The sequence below is a fragment of the Lysinibacillus sp. YS11 genome, assembly GCF_002896375.1.
GTDB classification, from domain to species: domain Bacteria; phylum Bacillota; class Bacilli; order Bacillales_A; family Planococcaceae; genus Lysinibacillus; species Lysinibacillus capsici.
This window is the reverse complement of record NZ_CP026007.1, coordinates 2577746-2597632: the sequence shown is the minus strand read 5'-3', so window position 1 is coordinate 2597632 and position 19887 is coordinate 2577746. Positions and strand designations below refer to the sequence as shown.

The 19887-nt window shown below is 39.2% G+C and carries 22 protein-coding genes; 17 read left to right on the top strand and 5 right to left on the bottom strand.

Annotation, left to right across the window (positions count from 1 at the left end):
* Positions 1-3: 3 nt before the first annotated feature.
* The 4 genes from LBYS11_RS12900 (at position 4) to LBYS11_RS12885 (ending at position 2612) form a co-directional block, all read left to right on the top strand.
* Positions 4-699, top strand: a complete 696-nt coding sequence (locus tag LBYS11_RS12900; RefSeq protein ID WP_103118300.1) for a DUF4274 domain-containing protein — start codon at positions 4-6, stop codon at positions 697-699.
* Positions 700-716: 17 nt separating this feature from the next.
* Positions 717-1517 carry a hypothetical protein gene (locus LBYS11_RS12895; RefSeq protein ID WP_103118299.1) on the top strand — a complete coding sequence of 267 codons (801 nt, stop codon included), beginning with the start codon at positions 717-719 and terminating at the stop codon, positions 1515-1517.
* Positions 1518-1655: 138 nt separating this feature from the next.
* Positions 1656-2123 (top strand): DUF4259 domain-containing protein, encoded by a 468-nt coding sequence (locus tag LBYS11_RS12890; RefSeq protein WP_103118298.1) that lies wholly within the window; start codon positions 1656-1658, stop codon positions 2121-2123.
* A gap of 21 nt (positions 2124-2144) precedes the next feature.
* Positions 2145-2612, top strand: a complete 468-nt coding sequence (locus LBYS11_RS12885; RefSeq protein WP_103118297.1) for a hypothetical protein — start codon at positions 2145-2147, stop codon at positions 2610-2612.
* Positions 2613-2673: 61 nt separating this feature from the next.
* On the opposite strand, the gene LBYS11_RS12880 is transcribed toward LBYS11_RS12885, so the two are convergent.
* Complete coding sequence (locus LBYS11_RS12880; RefSeq protein WP_048392508.1) at positions 2674-3708, bottom strand: YdcF family protein; 1035 nt, start codon at positions 3706-3708, stop codon at positions 2674-2676.
* Between the two features lie 116 nt (positions 3709-3824).
* Positions 3825-4991 carry an immunity 26/phosphotriesterase HocA family protein gene (locus tag LBYS11_RS12875; protein ID WP_103118296.1) on the bottom strand — a complete coding sequence of 389 codons (1167 nt, stop codon included), beginning with the start codon at positions 4989-4991 and terminating at the stop codon, positions 3825-3827.
* A 177-nt stretch (positions 4992-5168) separates the two neighbouring features.
* Between LBYS11_RS12875 and LBYS11_RS12870 the strand changes: the two genes are divergently transcribed.
* From LBYS11_RS12870 to LBYS11_RS12855, 4 genes are all read left to right on the top strand, one after another.
* Positions 5169-5609 (top strand): GNAT family N-acetyltransferase, encoded by a 441-nt coding sequence (locus LBYS11_RS12870; protein WP_233732011.1) that lies wholly within the window; start codon positions 5169-5171, stop codon positions 5607-5609.
* A 12-nt stretch (positions 5610-5621) separates the two neighbouring features.
* On the top strand, positions 5622-6113 hold the full coding sequence (locus tag LBYS11_RS12865; RefSeq protein ID WP_103118295.1) for a nucleoside 2-deoxyribosyltransferase: 492 nt from the start codon (positions 5622-5624) through the stop codon (positions 6111-6113).
* Positions 6113-6427 (top strand): YbjQ family protein, encoded by a 315-nt coding sequence (locus LBYS11_RS12860; RefSeq protein WP_004225046.1) that lies wholly within the window; start codon positions 6113-6115, stop codon positions 6425-6427. The genes LBYS11_RS12865 and LBYS11_RS12860 overlap by 1 nt, the downstream gene beginning before the upstream one ends.
* A 372-nt stretch (positions 6428-6799) precedes the next feature.
* Positions 6800-7744 carry a helix-turn-helix transcriptional regulator gene (locus tag LBYS11_RS12855; protein WP_233732001.1) on the top strand — a complete coding sequence of 315 codons (945 nt, stop codon included), beginning with the start codon at positions 6800-6802 and terminating at the stop codon, positions 7742-7744.
* A 32-nt stretch (positions 7745-7776) separates the two neighbouring features.
* Here LBYS11_RS12855 and LBYS11_RS12850 read toward each other — a convergent pair whose 3' ends face one another.
* Positions 7777-8142 (bottom strand): DUF5301 domain-containing protein, encoded by a 366-nt coding sequence (locus LBYS11_RS12850; protein WP_233731998.1) that lies wholly within the window; start codon positions 8140-8142, stop codon positions 7777-7779.
* A gap of 158 nt (positions 8143-8300) precedes the next feature.
* On the opposite strand from LBYS11_RS12850, the gene LBYS11_RS12845 reads away from it, so the two are divergent.
* The 6 genes from LBYS11_RS12845 to LBYS11_RS12820 all read left to right on the top strand — a co-directional run bounded on the left by LBYS11_RS12845 (position 8301) and on the right by LBYS11_RS12820 (position 14494).
* Complete coding sequence (locus LBYS11_RS12845) at positions 8301-9989, top strand: AAA family ATPase (RefSeq protein ID WP_103118292.1); 1689 nt, start codon at positions 8301-8303, stop codon at positions 9987-9989.
* A gap of 198 nt (positions 9990-10187) precedes the next feature.
* Positions 10188-10697, top strand: coding sequence for a TetR/AcrR family transcriptional regulator (locus tag LBYS11_RS12840; protein ID WP_103118291.1), 510 nt, complete (start codon positions 10188-10190; stop codon positions 10695-10697).
* A 92-nt stretch (positions 10698-10789) separates the two neighbouring features.
* On the top strand, positions 10790-11209 hold the full coding sequence (locus LBYS11_RS12835; protein WP_103118290.1) for a DUF3995 domain-containing protein: 420 nt from the start codon (positions 10790-10792) through the stop codon (positions 11207-11209).
* A gap of 44 nt (positions 11210-11253) precedes the next feature.
* Entirely contained in the window at positions 11254-11871 is a 618-nt protein-coding gene (locus tag LBYS11_RS12830; protein ID WP_103118289.1) for a histidine phosphatase family protein, read from the top strand.
* A 78-nt stretch (positions 11872-11949) separates the two neighbouring features.
* A complete protein-coding gene (locus LBYS11_RS12825; RefSeq protein WP_103118288.1) occupies positions 11950-12786 on the top strand; it encodes a D-alanyl-D-alanine carboxypeptidase family protein in 837 nt (278 codons plus the stop codon).
* Between the two features lie 445 nt (positions 12787-13231).
* On the top strand, positions 13232-14494 hold the full coding sequence (locus tag LBYS11_RS12820; RefSeq protein ID WP_103118287.1) for a polysaccharide deacetylase family protein: 1263 nt from the start codon (positions 13232-13234) through the stop codon (positions 14492-14494).
* A 48-nt stretch (positions 14495-14542) separates the two neighbouring features.
* On the opposite strand, the gene gltS is transcribed toward LBYS11_RS12820, so the two are convergent.
* The gene (gene gltS, locus LBYS11_RS12815; protein ID WP_048392524.1) at positions 14543-15727 is read right to left on the bottom strand and encodes a sodium/glutamate symporter; all 1185 of its coding nucleotides are present in this window, start codon (positions 15725-15727) and stop codon (positions 14543-14545) included.
* Positions 15724-16689 carry a formimidoylglutamase gene (gene hutG, locus LBYS11_RS12810; protein ID WP_054550383.1) on the bottom strand — a complete coding sequence of 322 codons (966 nt, stop codon included), beginning with the start codon at positions 16687-16689 and terminating at the stop codon, positions 15724-15726. The genes gltS and hutG overlap by 4 nt, the downstream gene beginning before the upstream one ends.
* Positions 16690-16829: 140 nt before the next feature.
* On the opposite strand from hutG, the gene LBYS11_RS12805 reads away from it, so the two are divergent.
* From LBYS11_RS12805 to LBYS11_RS12795, 3 genes are all read left to right on the top strand, one after another.
* Entirely contained in the window at positions 16830-17717 is an 888-nt protein-coding gene (locus LBYS11_RS12805; RefSeq protein WP_103118286.1) for a LysR family transcriptional regulator, read from the top strand.
* A 150-nt stretch (positions 17718-17867) separates the two neighbouring features.
* Positions 17868-19103, top strand: coding sequence for an acyl-CoA dehydrogenase family protein (locus LBYS11_RS12800; protein WP_103118285.1), 1236 nt, complete (start codon positions 17868-17870; stop codon positions 19101-19103).
* Positions 19100-19876, top strand: coding sequence for an SDR family oxidoreductase (locus LBYS11_RS12795; protein ID WP_048392531.1), 777 nt, complete (start codon positions 19100-19102; stop codon positions 19874-19876). Before LBYS11_RS12800 ends, LBYS11_RS12795 begins: the two co-directional genes overlap by 4 nt.
* Positions 19877-19887: the final 11 nt, after the last annotated feature.

Below are 19887 nucleotides of genomic sequence, written 5' to 3'. Positions count from 1 at the left end.
CGAATGGAATGGACGGAAGTGAGTAAATCCAAGGATTTAGAGGTCGTTCGGGAGGCCCTTACTAAATTAGATGTAAATGAGCGAGATGCACGTGGGAGAACACCATTGATGCTTTTTATAACAAATCGAATGCCACATGAAGGAATCAAGCTTCTTTTGGCACAGCATATAGACTTGGAGGCACGAGATAAGCTTGGTGATACAGCACTGAAAAAAGCGGTAAAGTTTAAGCAGAAAGAAGTGATTTCTTTACTACTTGCAAAGGGTGTAAATTTATCTGAGCCAGAGGGGATTACCGCTACAGCTTGGTTTGCGGCAAGGGAGCATGCAAGAATCGCTGATATATTGGTAGATACACCAGGTGCAATCCGTCTAACTTTGAATGCACAAGAACAACAGCAAGCTGATGCCATTTTATACGAGGATTCTCTCAATACAATGTGCCAGCGCATAAGCAAGGTATCATCAGCTGTTATTTTACATGCCATTGTCAATAGCTATAACTGGGATGATGGCCCCGAGCCTATGCTCGCAGCATTAGCTAATCCAGTTTGTGCCCCTATTACCATGATAGACATGTTTGAGCTAATGGAAGGAGAATATTGGCTAGCACTAACAGAGGAAGAGATAGCGAGTTCCGATTGGAAGCGACCATGGAAAGAGATGGCACTAGCCTTACAAGAAAAATTAAAGTGCTAGCTAGCGAGGAGAGAGTAATGGACCAAAAAGCAAGGAAAATATTAATGCAAACCTATTGGCAATCTGGTGGATGGCGTTCAGGTGTTTATACCTATACAGAAGAAGATTTTCAATATGCTAAAAGTAAGGGCTTGATGTTTGATCGATTAACGATTTCCCATGATGAATGTGTACAAAGATTGCAACAGCTTCATGAGAAATTCTTAACAAAGGAGCTTGTGGTAAAGGCATTTTTGCATAGCTTATCGACGCGCAAAGTACATTTACGCAGTGCCTTATCGAGCTGGGCTCTTACGCATGATTTACCAATGCATACGTATGATGAACAACCTGTGGCATTGGTCTCCTATAGTGGCTGTGGCTACTGTAATGAGCAGAAAATCATGTCCAATGATACGTATGTCAATGAAGATTTAAATGTGCTTAATTTTGAACGCATCAAGTGGGGAGGAGTTCGCCTCAATTGGCTCATCTATTGTTTACTAGACTTAGAATGCCTAGTGAAAGAACAAGAAGCATTGAATGTAAGTGAGGATGACGTAGCCATCTTAAAACAGATGGTAGCAGCAATAGAATCCTGTAACGACACAGATGCAGCTAGACAGCTTGAAAAGCGCTGGAAAGATGTTTTCAAGTCCAATCAACATGAACGAGATGTGGTCATGGAAATCTGGGGTTATGCGGGACTACTAGTATCAAAGGATGATTATCGCAAGGAGCGTGGACGTGGAACTGATTTTATGTCAATGGCGACTTGGAGAGGACAGGATGGCTATTCACAGGAAAAGATGAAGTTTTACTTTGGCTCCTACCTATAAAGCTGAGGATTATTGCTATAGCAAAGGAATTTTAAGAGCGGCTACTATAATGAACAGCTGCCATGGTCATGCACTAATAATGTGCAGATTTTACTTTTACCAGAGCTTTACTAGAATAAGAAAGAGAGGTGCAGTGAGATGGGGGCTTGGGGATACAAAGCATTGGAAAGTGATGAAGGTTTAGATGTAGTGGCGTTTTTGCGGGAGTATATGGAACAGCATAAGGAATCCAATCAGCTAACTTTATCGGAAATTGTACAGGCCATGAAACAGCAAGGCTTTTTTGGTAAAACATTGGAGGATATAGATTTTTTCTACGATATGAGTGCCTTGGCTTTGGCAGAGCTTTATAGTCAATATCTGAATACGGGAACCATTTATGGTCAAGAAAGTAAGGATAGACAAATACAATGGGTAGTAGATGAAAGCTCTTTGACATTTATATTGCGGTATCTACAGGACATTAGAGATGAAGTACCTGATCAACATGGTAGTAGAGAGATTGTAGAATTATGGCAAGAGTCCAAGAGTTGGCCAGAATGGCAGTCCAACTTAGCCTATCTTATTCAGACGGTGGAACAAGCGATTAACCGTTTGCCACAATAAAAATAAATGGAGTGATTGGAAATGACCTATGATTTTTGGATGATGGCTTCCATCATGGAGTTGGTTGAATATCCAGATGAGACAAGTGATGACTATATAGCACATCCAACTTTACAGACGATCATGGATGTGCTTGAAATCCAAGTACCGATAGCAGAGATTTACGAACGTTATTTTGGTCAATCCATTCATACAGGACATGTTTTAGTATTTGCGAATAAGCAGCAACCACATGTCTGTGTGGTACTTGATACTTATCGAGATCCGCTCGATCAGCTGGATTTAATTCAATTTGGCTGGAGAGTGAACACAAAAGATGTTCACCTAGTAAGACAGCTGACACGAAAACTATTTGATAATTGTGATGAGGGGATTCGCTATGAGGAAGGTCAATCCATTCTCTATCAGGTATTACAAGAACAACGCTATCCTCGAAAACTTTACTATGAGACATTATATGAACAACAGCTGAAGAAATTTTGGGTATGATAGCATCAAAAAGGATTCGTAACACTTTCTATAAAAAGTGTACGAATCCATTTCTTAGAACCTATACAAAGAAAAAGCTGAATAGAGATAGCGCAATCGAAATGATTACAATAGGTCCAATCATTTTCATATGTCGTTTTCGTGCCATTACAACAATCGCTACATATTCACGAATCATCGCATTTGGCCAATAATAAAAAGCTGTCTTAGAGCCAATGCCCTGACTATCTAAGCCCGCAAGTCTTGCATAAATACCCGCACGAAAAAGATGGAAATTATTCGTGGTGAAAATACTGTTATAGGCCTCACCCTGTTTCCGATCATCCATGAGCTGCTTAGAAAATAACATATTTTGATAGGTATTCACAGAGCGGTTCTCCTGAAGTGTATGCTCAATGGGAATGCCTTTTTCTATTGCATATCGTTGCATCGCTTCAGCTTCGGGTAGATTTTCATCAGGACCTTGTCCACCAGAGAAAATAATGGTAGGTGGAGTAGTCACTGCTGCTTGCTTATGATAGAAGTCAATTGCCTTTTGAATTCTACTAGCTAAAAGTGGAGGCACCTTATCATTAATTAATCCACTGCCTAGTACAATAATAAAATCTTGATTCAATCGAGGGCGATTGAATTGGTAGAGAAAATAAGCAGATAAAAAATTGGATAAATGGATAAAAAAATAAAACGTAATGAGTGAAATTCCACCAAAAATGGGCTGGAGGTGGACTGAAAACAAACTCGCTGGATTGATAATCGGTAATAGGATAAAAAGTAAAATGCCAATCGCCACAAGTAATGTTAAGGAATTGGCTAAACGTCTACCTTCTCGCTTCATTAATACTCTCGCATTTAAAAATAAACCAAACATTAAAGCAACAATACCAAAAGGAATTAAAATGAAAAGAGCAATCAGTGGAATAATGACAATAAGCCTTAAAAAGTAATGGTCAGATGCTAAAGATAGAATGACGCAGAATAGCAGAAATGAACAGACAAATAGATTAAATAATAGTCCGTTGATCATTTTTCTTGGGTCTTTAAAGTAAGAAATAAGAAAAACGATGAAAAGAATCAGTGGAATAATGCCAAAATACATACAAAATGCACCTCTAGTGATGGAAGTTGGTTAATGATATCTCTATATTATAAGTAATTATTGGATGAAATCAACCATCGATGAAAAAGTGGAGGGGGAGCATCTAGAAGCTCCCTCTATTTTTTGTGTGTACGATGATAGGTTTTATTGAGGTAATGAATATATTGGGTGCGGGTCAATCCACCCGTTTGGCGATTAAAGTCATCGTAGGAGATATCATCTGGAAAACTAAATTCAGCGAGTGCCCGCTGACGATCTTCGCGGAAGTGTGGATGATCTAGCGACTCTGTTACAATTCCTTCCTCTTGCTTCAACCAATCACTGGCAACGCCTGCATAGACACCATGATTGGTAAAACGGCTAGCTGTTTGATAGGAGGTGGAAGGTGCAGGTTTACTAATTGTTCCTGTCCCCCAGGATAGACGATATCGAGGCTCTTTCCCATAGTTTAGTGTCACGCCATAGCCCATTGGAAATACAATATCGGATTCTGTTAACATTTTATGGCCTATCTTTTCATAGCATCCTCGCATAAAATGGTCATCCATCACAATATGGGTTTGAGGGGCCAATGGAGCAGATATGATTTCCTCAAGAGAAGGCGGGCGCTCTGTCGTTGTCAACAAATAGGGCCGTACAAACAATGGCATTGTCATTACATTATGCCAAATACTATCTTCTCCAAAAAGATGATCCTTTTGCATTTGACGTAAATCGCCAATGACAAGCACATAGCCATCTACAAATAAATCGATTTCTACACGAAAAATATCACCTGGCACAGTCTTATAGCGTAGACTTTTCATCTTGGTTAGCTTTTCTAGCTTGTCTGAGTAATCAGCAGGAAGCTGGGAGGGAAATTGCTCTAACCAATTCAAGAGAGCCGACTTAGTCGTTAAATGCTCAAAGCCTGTTAATGGTAGCTGGTAATATGTTTTAGTGTTACGAGCTGTGATATAGCTAGATGGGTGGTTTTCATTACCTAGACCAACAGAAAAAACAACGCCTGCAGCTTTCACAGCGGAGATATTGGTATAATTCAATTTCTTTTCTTTTCCACGCGCAGTTTGAGGGACAATGACTTCACGATTACGTGTTAAAATGTCGACATCCGCTTCTTGGTAGCTATGCTCATTCACGAAAATTCTTTTTTTAATGAGATCGCCTTCAAGGCAAATAAAATAATCCTCTCGAATCGGAATCGTTTCCCAATGTGCTTCTAAAGTATGTAGGCCGAAATAGGGGCGCAATGAATTCGTTAACCAACTAGTAAATGGTGTCAATCGAATTTCCTCCTAGCTATTGTTTTGTATTTTGGTCAAGTATACTGAATTTGGTGGGTGTCGAAAATAGCTTAGATGGAAAATAGTTACTTTTATGCAGTGATAATAATTGCTTTTGGAGCAGATGCCTACCTTTTTCTTCAGGCTATAGAACTGCTATAATGACAGACAGAGGTGATGAATATGCATATTGTGACGATTGAAGGCATACCCTATGCTTGGCTTGAACAATTACAAGAAATCCACGCTCACGTTTTTGATGGAGCAAATTTGCCACTCGAAAAGCTAGAAAAGAAAGAAGGCCTTCTTTGCATATTGGCAGTGGAAGGTGACACATTGATCGGCTTTAAACTAGGCTACCCACAACCAGATGATATTTTTTATAGTTGGTTGGGTGGCGTTCATGTAGCACATCGCGGTCAGGGAATTGCAAGTCAATTAATGAAACAACAGCATGAGCATATCAAGACTTTAGGCTTTCACAAAGTTCGTACATACGGAAGAAATACATTCAAAGCCATGCTCATTACCAACCTCAAGCATGGTTTCGATATACTATCAACATTTATTGATGAAAAAGGCAGACATAAAATTATATTTGAAAAAACAATTGATTAAGGAGTTTTATACATGAAAGCATATTTAGCAAATGGGTTATTTTCGTTAGGCGATCGTTTTGTAAATGAACAATTGGCAGCAGCTATTCGCGAGGCAGTACCAGGCATCGCATTATATGTACCTCAGGAGAATGAGGCCATCAATGATAAATCTGCCTATGCAGATAGTTTAGCGATTGCCCAAGCAGATTTAGAGATGCTACAAGATAGCGATGTTCTGATAGCTGTATTAGATGGGGTGGAAATTGATTCAGGCGTTGCCGCAGAGATAGGTGCGTTTTCGATGCTGAATCGTCCCATTGTTGGGGTGCTAACAGATGTTCGTCAGCAAGGGCGGGACAATATGCAAAAAATAGAGGCACTGATCCGAGATGGGCTAGAGAATCAGTTTGTTTATCGTAATTTATTTGTTGTGGGGTTAATTAAACGCAATGGCGTGATTACATCTTCTATTGAAGAGGCTGTGAAAGCCATACAAAAACTACAGAACGGGGAGGCATCATGATGCTATTAGCTACATCAGACATGGTGGCAGGAAAAGATATCATGGAAACATTAGGGCTAGTGAAAGGGAATTCTGTTCAATCTAGAAATATTGGTCGTGACATGATAGCAGGTCTTCGCAATATTGTCGGTGGAGAAATGAAGGAGTATGCGGAGATGCTTGTGCGCTCTCGTGAAATTGCCACAGAGGCAATGGTAGAGGAAGCCAAACAATTAGGTGCAGATGCAGTTGTAGGCGTTCGTTATGCTACTTCATCTGTCATGGATGGTACATCCGAAGTATTGGTATATGGAACAGCTGTAAAATTCAAATAAAAGAGTACAAGGACTTTCATTCAATGGAAGTCCTTTTTCAATGGTTAAAAAGTGACACATTCATCTAAAATGCTGTAAAATTTTAGTTAATTATGTCAAAAATACAGTCTATTGTGCTGCTTGAATGGTGATTTATTATAGGATGCGTATAGTACAAATTATACCAATAAAGTAGAAGTTTTATCTTGATTCAGTTTATAGATAATGAGATGAATGCACAAATGGAGTGGGTGTCAAAACACCAACTGAATCAAGATAAAAGCCCAAGCGGAGGTCACAGATTTTGAAGAGAAAGCTTTTTGAGCAACTCGCAAAAAATCTGGGCGCAATCAGTAGAAGGGCTATTTATGGCCAATATACTGCAAGCTGGGCATGATAGAAGAAAGAGTGGGATATATGGTAGATTCACAACAAGGCAAAGGCTATCGCGTACTATCGATGTTTGATCGATTGATGGATGGCCAAGGAATCAACAAGAAGCAAGAAGCATTGACACATCAGGTTGGTGAAAAAACCATACAACGGGATATCGATGAAATTCGTACGTATCTGGAAAAGGCTAAGCTAGATTACCATTTACAATATGTACGTACAGAAAAAGTGTATAAATTAATGCATAAAAAAAACAATCGTTTATCTAAAGAACAGGTACTAGTCATCGTTAAAATACTGATTGCCTCAAAAGCACTCGTAAAATCGGATATCGGTGAGATCGTTAATCAACTTCTCTCACGTGTAGCAGACGATCAACTGTTATTAAATGAAAAAATTGTATATGAAGATATCCATCAAAACAAGTCATTATTGTCCTTGATATGGGGAATTTCAACAGCCATACAAAAGAGAAAGGTCATTACAATTGATTATTTACAGGAGGGTGAAGCGATTCCAACTACAAAAATTTTAAAGCCGCTCGCTGTTATCTTTTCAACACATTATTTTTATTTAATAGGAAATAATCAAGAAACCCCAACTGTTTACAGAATGGATCGTATTCAGCATTTTCGTGAAATGACTATCCATTTTGAATTTCCATCTGTACATCCATTACAAGTAGAGGACACTAATGACCTTACTCATATCCGTCTTCTCTATAAAGGCCGTTCTCCTCAAATAGTCTACAATCGTTTCCCAACAGCCCACCTAGTTTCACAAAACAATCATGAATATGTTTTTGAGGCAGAAGTGTTAGAATATGGCGTGAAAGAGTGGTTGTTAAGTCAAGGAGCCGATATGGAGGTATTAGAGCCAATTGAACTGAGAGAAGAGATCATTGAGACCTTACAAGCTATGCAGCAAAATTATCGTTACATATAAAAACCCGTGTATACATGCACGGGTTTTTACGCTTACTGAAACAATTGTTTGATAAATGTCATATCGATATCCTTAGTGAGCTTATAATCTTTCATGTAATTTTCCTCATATAAATACACGAATAAATGCTTGTCATCATCTAAACGCAAGCCAATTTCCCTGTTGTCATTAATTGAGAGTGTTAGCCAGTATGCTTCATGAGAATCAGAATTCGAAAACCACACCTTTTTTAAAGGTAGGTCCTTGAATGGCTGCATAATTTGATTGATTTCTGCTGCGTCAGTAATCGTTACTGTTTTTTCATCTGAGGAACGAATAATTTCAATCTCATGAATTTCCTCCATTTCGAGACGTTCTGTTACCTCTGTTGTAAAATCAGTGTCTCGTGTTAACAGCATTGTCGAGATATACAGAATAAGTAGTGGTAGTAAAATGCCTAGAAGTAGTTTGTATCTTTTTTCATGCTCGTCTCCTTAAATTCTAAAAATTCACACATATGTATTCTTTTCCACGCTATAATTGAGCATATACTGAAATGATGAAGGAAGGCAATTAAATGACACATAATCATGAAGAAAAAGAACTATTTTATCCAAGTGGAATCATCATGTATCGAGGTGGCGTCAAGAAGAATGATTTCGGTCATGATATTTATGACGGCAAAGGCACGCTATTTGATCAAGAGGGAGAATTATTATTCGAGGGTGAATTCGTCAATCATATGAAGCAAGGCAATGGCATTATGTATTTGAAAGGACAACTCATTTATCAGGGTGAATTCATACAAAATAAAAAACAGGGTCATGGCATTTTATATAAGGATGGTCATATCCATTATGAAGGTCATTTTCGCAATGATTTAATGGATGGCTATGGTGTTTTATATTATGAAGAAGAAGTAATTCGCCCTTATCAAACGCTACGAGCACAGTATCCACATTTAAATCAACCACAGTATGAGGGTGACTTTGTCCATGGCATGAAAAAGGGAAAAGGCAAGCAATACTATCCAAATGGATTTTTACAATATGAGGGCGATTTTATTTGGCATCATATGCAAGGGGCTGGGAAGCTATATTATCCTACGGAATCACCAACAGCTGAGGAGCTTGCACGTGGTGTAACTAATCTCCACTATGAAGGTCATTTCTTTGAGGACCTAAAGCATGGTAAAGGCAAAGTATATTCTAGGAATGGAATTTTAGAAGCGGAAGGGCAATTTAAAGAGGATATGATGACAGGGCAAGGAACGCTCTATTATACCAATGGGCAAGCTTCCTATATTGGTGACCTCGTTCAAGGCAAAAAACATGGACGAGGTGATTATTATAATGAAGAAGGCAAAATTATCTATAGTGGTGAATTTATTAACGATGAGCGGTTACGCATTACACCTGAAGTCGAGCAAGAGATTGCCAAGCTACAAAAACAATTAGATAGTCTTGTAGGTCTTCCGAATGCAAAGAAGGAATTACATAATTTAATAAACTTTATTAAAATTCAAAGTCTGCGGGTGGATCATGGTTTAACAAGCTTTCCTATTACGTATCACCTTGTCTTCTCGGGCAATCCAGGCACAGGTAAAACAACAGTGGCACGCATTATTGGCCAAATCTACAAGCATCTTGGCGTCCTTTCAAGTGGGCATTTTGTGGAAACAGATCGTGCAGGGTTAGTCGCTGGCTATGTTGGACAAACAGCGTTAAAGGTTCAGGAAGTCGTTAACAAAGCAAAGGGCGGGGTACTTTTTATTGATGAAGCCTATTCATTAATGAATGATAAACAGGATGCATTTGGGAAGGAAGCTATTGATAGTTTATTAAAGGCTATGGAGGATCTACGTGATGACTTAGTAATTATCGTTGCGGGCTATACAGAGCTAATAGAAGATTTTTTACAATCTAATCCAGGCTTTAAATCTCGCTTTAATCATTTTGTTCAATTTGATAATTTTAGCACGGATGAACTCTATGATATTTTTGCGATGCTTTGTCAAACGAACGATTATCAATTTGGCGAAGCATTTGCCCAACATATGAAAACACAGCTACGTCATATACCAATTGAAACCATCCCTAATTTCTCGAATGGTCGTTATATTCGAAACTTGTTTGAAAAACTAGTGACGATCCAATCAAACCGATTGATTCAACAGGCAACAATCTCGAGAGAAGAACTCATGACATTTGAGGAGCAGGATATTTTACAGGGCATTGCAGAAAAGTTGTTTGACAATACTTTTTAAGACAAGGAGTAAATTCATGAAAAAGCTATTAGTGTTTATTTTAGTGTGTGCATGTATTTTACCACGACTAGTAACAGTTCATGTTACAGTGAATAATCATATTAATGTACGCCATAAAAACGATAAAAGTTGATGAGTGATGTATAAAGTGGTAATATAAGACAAAACATACGCTAACGTATTTTTTGGAGGGCAATTATGCAAGTAACGAAAGAGGATTGGATTAGAGCGGGTCTAGAGCAATTAGCAGAAGCGGGGATTCATAAAGTTCGTATTGAAGCACTTGCTCGATCGTTAAACATTAGTAAAGGTAGCTTTTATCATTATTTTCGTGATCGTCAACAACTTTTAGATGCCATGCTAGACTATTGGGAAAACCACGCAACAAAGGCCATTATTCAAAATATGGAGCAAGTTGATGCTACTTTAGAGCAGCTTTTACGGATAAGTTTTCACAAAAATAAAAAGATGGAGATAGGCATTTATGCTTGGGCCAAATATGATTCAGATGTCGCAAAGCGTATCGTTCAAATAGAGGAGCAGCGAATAGCCTGTGTGGCGACACTCTATCAAAAAAGTGGTATCAGTATAGACGAATCCACTGATCGTGCAAGATTAGCTTATTTAACCTATATAGGCTGGACGACACGATTTGAAGCCAATCCTCATTTCGATCTTGAAAAAATGATTAAGCTGTTAATACAGTAAGAAGGTCTCTCAGAGCTAACATGGGCTTTGAGGGACTATATTTAACGCTAGAACATACGGTAGCGTATGTAAATGTGAAGAGGAGGTAGAACATGTTTATTTTATCAATTGTCGCAGTGGGACTATTAGGGCTCATGAGTATCCTACATATTTATTGGGCCTTTGGTGGTCGATGGGGTACAGAAGCTGTTATTCCTATGAAAGAAGGCAGCCAACAAGCGGTTTTTACGCCGAGAAAATGGGGAACGCTCTTTGTTGCAATGCTGTTGATGCTAGCAAGTGGTATCATCCTTGTTCAAGGAGGCTTCATGCCATTTTTTCAAGCCTCTATTTTTTCAAAAGTAGGAAGTATCGTTTGTGCGCTAGTATTTTTGCTACGAGCAATTGGTGATTTTAAGTATGTTGGTATTTTTAAAACGATTAAGCATTCCACATTTGCTCAAAATGATTCAAAATGGTATAGTCCTTTATGCTTGTTTCTTAGCTTTGTTTATGTGCTGGTGTTAGTTTAACAGCAATAATACTTTAACAGGGGGAGCAGAATGGGGGATATAAAATGGAGCAAATGATCTACTTACTTCGCCATGGTGAGACGAATTATAATACACAAGGGAGATATCAAGGACAGCTTGATTCACCACTCACTGAGCGTGGTCGGGAGCAGGTTCAGCAAAATGCGCGCATGCTGAAATCACTCATTGGCGATGCAGATGAATGGACCATCCTATCAAGTCCAATGGGAAGAGCCATGCAAAGCACAGCCATACTTTGTGAAACACTGGGCTATGATAGCAACAAGGTGAGGCAGGATTCACGTTTAACAGAGGTTGCTGTGGGACAATGGGCTGGATTAACCATGGCGGAAATACAGCAACAATGGCCTGCCTTGTTAACGAACACAGATGCCTTCAATTGGTATTTTCGTGCACCAGATGGGGAAACCTATGAAGCCGTTGTAAGCAGATTAACTGCTTTGCTTGAAACGATTCAACCACTTTCAAAAGTGATTGTTGTCTCGCATGGCTTAACTGGTCGTATTTTACGCGGCGTCTATGCAAGTCTAAGCAAAGAAGAGACGCTCAAGTTAGAGGTTTCTCAAGATGTAATGTTCAAATTAACAAATAAAGAGATTACAAGAATTAGTTCAAATTTCGATGATGATTTTTACCTGTGAAAATATTTGAGCGCATCCCATTTTTCTCAAGGAATATTCAGAAATGCCGCCTCTTATAATGTGTAGGAGGCGTTTTTTATGAAAAAGTGGATGTTAGTAGGCTGTATTTGTATCATGGTTTTCTTATTTTATTATACAAGCAGAACATATGAATTCACGCATCTAGAACTGCCATCATTACATAGTCAAAATGCTTTGTTACTCAATGAACAGGGCGATGTATTATACGAAAAAAATGCGGATGCTATTATTTATCCTGCATCTTTAACAAAGATCATGACAGCCATCGTTGCCATAGAGATGACAGATAATTTACAAACTCAAACCATTGTAGAGCCCCAAACGATTGCGAACTATACGGCACAAAATGCTTCGATGGCAGGCTTTCAAGCAGGAGATTTTGTCACGATGGAGGATTTATTGTATGGTACACTCCTTGCCTCAGGTGCCGATGCAACAGGAACACTTGCAGATGCTGTCGCTGGCAGTGAGGACAAATTTGTCACGTTGATGAATAACAAGGCGCAAGAATTAGGCATGCATGACACACATTTTGTTAATACCAGTGGCCTACATGATGAGGCACATGTATCCACCGTGCGGGATATCAGCAAGCTTCTGCGATATGCATTAGAAAATCCTACCTTTTATCAAATATTTACCTCAAAAAACTACACAACCTATGTTCCCAATCAATTAATCATCACAAACTCATTATTTACAAAATTACCGGGTCTAGACAGTCCGATAATAGGTGGAAAAACAGGCTATACCCCAGAAGCAGGACTGTGTCTGGCGACCATAATCGAGAAAGAAGGGAAATCTTTTTTATTCATTACAACCAATGCTCCTAGCTATATATGGAACCCACCCCCACATATTGAAGATGCCCTAACGGCCTTCGAAGCTTTATAGCAGGAAAAATAATGAAAAAACCTCAACTTTTTCATGGTTCCTAACGTCTTAATAGAAAGGGGGATTATATAGCTGAGGTTCGGTGGTGGATAACCAGCTTTTTATAGGAACCATCAAATACGGGGAGAGCCCGCTCCCAGTAAGGAGAAGGTCACTCACCTAAGTCCATAGGCCGTTTAGCAGCATGAGAAAAAGGAGCTAACACAAAATCTACAAAATAAGCCACCATCATTTAATTATCATAACCTATGCATAGTTTCTCAGTAAAAAGGGAAGGAGGAATGTATAAGTATTTACTAAAATATGAATTTTAGCAGCATCGTAAAAGGGAATCTAGTTGATTATTACTATTTTATGGCAGGGTTGTTTACTCTATAATAAAAGTTAAATCTTAGCAATTTTTTAGCAAACAGACATGGAAGACATCTAAGGGCGGTGTAGAACAATGAAAAAATTTTTACCCTTTGCCATCGTTTTGACGTTTATGATGTGCATCTTGGCAGGGCAACTTTCAGTAAATGCTGAAGGGTCAGTGGTGATTCACAAGGTAGTCAAAGATACGGTTATTTTTGAAGAAGCTTCTACGAATAGTGCGGAGATCGGGGAACTTTCGAAGGGTAGCTTTGTTTCAGTAACAAAAGTAAGTAAAGGTTGGACACATATTCAAACGCCAGAGCAGGAGGGCTATGTCACATCTGATGCTTTAGTCAAGTTGAAGTCTGAGGGATACCTAGTGATTCAAAAGGGTGGTACAACATTATTTACAGCCCCAAGTCAACATGCCCAGCATGTAGGACAGCTCTATGAAGGACGAATAATTTATGTATATGGCACAGCACCTGGTGGTTGGTCTTTCGTTCAATATGGCGAGGAGATAGGATATGTAGCGACAAACGCATTAAAAAAACCAGCTCCAACGAAGAAAAAAATTAATGCTGTTGCTGGTGCTGAATTACGTTTAACAGCTAATCCAAACGGAGAAGTTCTTGGTACACTTCCCAATAAAACAACTGTCCAGTATTACATAACACTTGCTGGTTGGGCTTATGTAGAAGCAGGCGACCTAAAAGGGTATGTCAAAGCTTCTGAGCTAGCCGATATTCAGTTAATAGATAATAAAGTTTATAATAAAGGCGTGCCAGTAGCGAAAGGCGCAAAAAAACGGGTAGCCTTAACATTTGATGATGGGCCAGATGCTAAGGTGACACCACAAATTTTGGCAACGTTAAAGAAATACGATGCCAAGGCTACATTCTTTATGGTAGGTAAAAATGTGTCAAGAAATGCTGCAATCGTTAAACAAGTCTATGAAGCAGGGCATGAAATCGGAAACCATACCTTGAGCCATAAAAAATTAACGACCTTATCAATAGCAGGCGTTAAACAAGAAGTCAATGGTACAAGTAACGCTATTTATGCAGCCATCGGGCAGTATCCAACTGTTTTCCGCCCACCCTATGGGGCGACCAATGACCAAGTACGTTCTGTCATGACAATCCCCTCGATTTTGTGGTCGATTGATACACTGGATTGGAAACATCACAATCCAGATAAAATTTTAGCGTATGTCAAAGCCTCTGTAAAAGATGGGAGTATTATTCTAATGCACGATATCCATCAAACGACAGCCAATGGTTTAGAAAATGTTATTCTTTATTTACAAAAACAAGGCTATGAATTTGTTACAGTAAGTGAGATATTACAATAATAGAAAAGCTTTGCAATCGTCTACTCAGAACGAATGCAAAGCTCTTTTTTATTTAAATAAATTGATAGTCGTAATAATAATAGGAATCCCAAATACGTCAATTAAAAATGCGCCGACAATCGGTACGACAAGAAAGGCTTTTTTAGAAGGACCGAAGCGTTGCACAACGGCTGACATATTAGCCATGGCATTTGGTGTTGCGCCTAGACCATGTCCTGCAAAACCTGCTACCATAACAGCAGCATCGTAGTTTTTGCCAAGTAATTTAAATAACACAAAAATACTAAATACAACAATAAAGAATACTTGCGCAAAAACAATGATGAATAATGGTAGTGCCAAATCAGCAATTTCCCATAATTTAATACTCATGAGAGCCATGGAAAGGAATACACCTAATGTGACATCTCCAATTAATGAGATGCTTTTCATATTAATGGCTTCAGGTTTGAATTTATCCATAATATTGCGCACTAATACAGCCACAAACATTGCTCCTACATAGCCAGGTAGAACGAAACCTGTTGCTTCTGAGAATAGTGTGCCGACGTACGTACCAACAGCCATACAGAAAGTAATTAATAAGACTTGTGTAAAGAACGAATCCGATGTAATTTGCTCATGTTTATTTTCATATTCGACTTCTTCCGATTCTTGTTCATCTGGTGTTAAATTATATTTACCTACTAAATATTTGACAATTGGACCACCAATTAAGCCACCAGCAACTAGACCACATGTTGCGGCAGCAGCACCAATTGTCATAGCTGAAGAAATCCCTAAATCTTCTAAGGTTTGGCCAAATGCAGCTGCAGCGCCATGACCACCCTCCATAGAAACGGCACCCGCCATCATACCGATTAAAGGATGGATCCCCATAAGTGAGGCCAGAGATACCCCAATGACATTTTGCATTAACGCTAGGAAGCCACATGCTAGCCAGTAGATAATCAGTAATTTACCACCGAGCTTTACAAGTTTAAAGCTTGCACCTAAGCCAATTGTCGTAAAGAAAGTAATCATAAATAAGCTTTGTAAAGAAGTATCAAGTGATATTTCTAAAATACCCGTTGTTTTTAAGATAGTGGCAAGAGCAGCGAACAATAAACCACCAACCACTGGTGCTGGGATACAGAAACGCTTTAAAAAGCCTATTTTATTGATAAGAAAGCTTCCTAATGCAAAGAGTGCAACAGCTAGGAATACCGTTGTAATTTGATTAATTTCGATCATGAACCTTGCCCCCTAAGTAAGTTGTTCAGTGCCTCATATACAAAATAGGCACCTAATTTCACTGTACGTCCGTTTTCATCTAATAACGGATTGACCTCACATATATCAAATGAATGGGTGTGAGGGTGTGAAGTGACTTGTTGCAAAATTGAGCGCACAGTCGATGGGTCAAGCCCAAACGGTGATGGAGCACTTACACCTGGAGCAAATGCTGCATTCAATACATCCATACATAATGTTAAAAGAATATAATCATGCTTATCCATAAAATGTTGTAATGCATCCGTTAATTGTTGTTGGTAGGCTACCGTCATTTGATCCTCATAAACATACTTCACGTTCAATTCATCAGCTTTTTCGAAAAGTTCTCTTGTATTGCCGTAGCGTTGAATACCAACAACAAAATAGTCAGCGTGTGGATCCTGCTCTAAAATTTGACGGAACATCGTACCTGACGAAGGTTGTTCATCATATGGTCGTAAATCAAAGTGAGCATCTATATTGATGATGCCGATTTTAGCTTCCTTTGGTAGAGCAGAACGAACACCTAAATAATGGCCATACAGCGTTTCATGCCCGCCACCTAGCACCACACATGATATGTTTTTTTGTAGTACTGTTGCTACGACTTCACCAAGCTCACGTTGCGCCTCCTCTAAAGCATGGTTTAGACAAACGATATTGCCAACATCAATAATTTGCTGATCGTCCTCAAATGTCCACGGTAAGCTGGCTAAGCCTTCTCGTAGGGCGTTTGGACCATTTGCTGCCCCTACACGGCCTTGATTTCGACGTACCCCTTCATCGCAGATAAAGCCAACGAGAGCAGCACTTTTCTTATCTGAAGCGCTTACATCATTAATCGCAACTCTTTTTACTTGTTGATGTAAACGAAAGCTGCTTGTATTTGTCGTTGAATCTATTCGGCCTTTCCATTGTTTTTGATCGGTCATTGTGTACATAAACTTATCAACCCCATTGTGAATATTATTGTAGAAAAAGTATTGTTGTAATTCATTATATATTCACATAATTATAATTACTAATATATAATTAATATTAATCTATAGCTTTTAACTATAAATCTGGGAGGTATCTATAGGTGGACATAAAACAATTACACTATTTTATCGCTGTTTCAGAACAGATGAATTTCTCAAAAGCCGCAGAAAGACTGCATATTTCGCAGCCTTCCTTAAGTAATGCGATCAAAAAATTAGAACAAGAGATTGGCTCCCCTTTATTAGAGAGAAATACTAGAAATCTGCAATTAACAGAAGCTGGAGAGTTACTTTTTGAACGAGCAAAAGTTATTGTAAAAAATATGGAAGTGCTAAAAATCGAAATGGATGAAGTGATTGTTCATGGCACGAGAGACATCACCATTGGTGTCATGGAATCTATTAAGCATTGGCTGCCAAAGGTAATCGCCAACTATAAAAAAGACTATCCTCACATGAAAATTCACTTAGTCGATATTTTAGGTAGTAAGCGGGTGAAAAAATCCTTGAAAAGCTATAAAACTCATTTAATCATCACCAATCAGCTAATGGATGATCCAGAGTTGGAAGTTCAAACTTTATATGAAGAACGGTTGGTCGCAGTATTACCTTTACATCATCCGTTAGCCCAAAAGGATATTTTAACCATCTCAGATATTTGTGAAGAACCATTTATTATTAGTACCGAGGGCTTTCAAACAAGACGAGATATCTTAACGTCATTTGAACAGGCTGGTAAAAACATCAATATTCAATTTGAAATTGAGCGTTTTGAAACCGCTGTATCGCTTGTACGAGAACATTTAGGAGTGACCATATTACCTGAAAATTACTTGCAAGGACCGACTGCCAAAACGATTGTAAAAAAAGAAATAGAGGGTCTGAATTTAAGTCGCAATGTCTATCTAGTGTACTTAAAAAACCGTCATTTACCATTAGCCATCCGACAATTACTGAAGGATATAGTACAGTTTTTTGAAAATAAATGATGTAAGTCCATAGTAATGAATTTTCTCTTTTATTAGAAAATTCAAAAATAGAACATTGCTTTACTAGAAAAATAGCGGTAACATTTATTGTAAGAATGAAAATGAACATTCATTCATTTTGCGAAGTTCAAGCAAAGGGGGTATCTTCTAATGAATTTTTCCTATAGTGAAAAAGTTGAGAAGTTACAGGACAAGCTGAAGAATTTTATGGAGCAATACATTTATCCAAATGAGGCCGTTTATGCTGCACAGGTTGAGGCAATGGAGGATCGTTGGGGAGCGATTCCACCGATTATGGAGGAGCTGAAACAGAAGGCGCAACAGGCAGGTTTGTGGAATTTATTTTTACCAGATAGTGAATATGGGGCAGGTTTAACCAACTTAGAATATGCACCTTTATGTGAAATCATGGGCCGTTCACTTCTGGCCCCCGAGGTGTTTAACTGTAATGCACCTGACACAGGCAATATGGAAGTACTTGTACGCTATGGAACGGCACAGCAAAAAAAACAGTGGCTAGATCCATTATTACGAGGTGAAATACGGTCCTGCTTTGCGATGACGGAGCCAGCCGTTGCATCCAGTGATGCTACAAATATTGAGGCAAGCATTGAACGCGATGGAGATGAATACATTTTAAATGGCCATAAATGGTGGACAACTGGTGCTGGGGATCCTCGCTGTAGGGTGGCTATTTTTATGGGCAAGCATAAAGATACAACGGCTCCTATCCATGAGCAGCAGTCTATGATTCTTGTACCGATGGATACACCAGGAGTAAAAGTGGAGCGTATGCTAACGGCTTTTGGCTACGACCATGCGCCAGAAGGACATGGTGAGGTTACATTTACCAATGTGCGTGTACCGGTGGAAAATATTTTATGGGGTGAAGGTAAAGGCTTTGCCATTGCGCAAGGCAGACTAGGACCAGGTAGAATTCATCATTGTATGCGTCTTATTGGTGCCGCAGAGCGTGCATTAGAGGAAATGTGTGTACGTGTACAAGCGCGACAGGCATTTCATCGACCACTAGCAGATCAAGGGGTAATGCGGGAGCGCATTGCAGAATCTCGGATGGATATTGAGCAAGCAAGACTTTTAACATTGAAGGCTGCTTATATGATGGACACAGTAGGCAACAAAGAGGCAAAAGCTGAAATTGCTATGATTAAGGTAGTTGCTCCAAATATGGCACTCAGAGTCATTGATCGAGCTATCCAAGCATTTGGTGCTGCTGGGGTAGGTCCCGATACTACGCTTGCTGCACAATGGGCGAATTCTCGTACATTACGTTTAGCGGATGGACCAGATGAGGTGCATCGTAATACCATTGCTAAACTAGAATTGAAAAAGCATGCCAACAAACAAGAGGAGCTGGTGAAATGACGGTCCTAGAGTTATTTAGCTTAAAAGGTAAAACAGCGATTGTGACAGGTGGAGGACGTGGACTCGGTGCGCAAATTGCTCAAGGATTTGCAGAGGCTGGAGCCAATGTGGTCTTATGCTCACGAAAGGTGGAGGCATGTGAGGAGGTTGCCGCAGGACTCGAAAAGCTTGGTGTTCAAGCATTAGCTCTAGCCTGTGATGTCACAAAGCCTGAGGATATTGCCAATGTGGTAGCCCAAACGATTACAACATTTGGTAGAATTGATATTTTAGTCAATAACAGTGGCGCATCATGGGGAACACCTGCCATTGATATGCCCTACGAAGCCTGGCAAAAAGTATTTGATGTCAATGTCAACGGGACATTTTTATTCAGCCAAGCCGTTGGCAAAATTATGCTAGAGCAGAAAAGCGGCAAAATCATTAATATTGCTTCTATTGCTGGACTAGGTGGGACGCTACCAGCCTTTATGGATACGATTGCCTATAACGCGAGTAAAGGGGCTGTCATTACTTTAACGAAGGATTTAGCCGTCAAATGGGGGCCACATGGAGTCAATGTCAACGCTATTGCACCAGGTTTTTTCCCTACGAAAATGTCCAATGTCTTAATCGAACGTGGACAAGACTATTTGATGGGTGTTACACCGTTGAAACGCTTAGGCTCCGAAAATGATTTGAAGGGCGTAGCTTTATTTTTAGCAGCACCAGCTTCGGACTATGTAACAGGGGATGTCATTGTAGTAGATGGGGGCATGAGCTCCATTATTTAAGGAGGGAAATA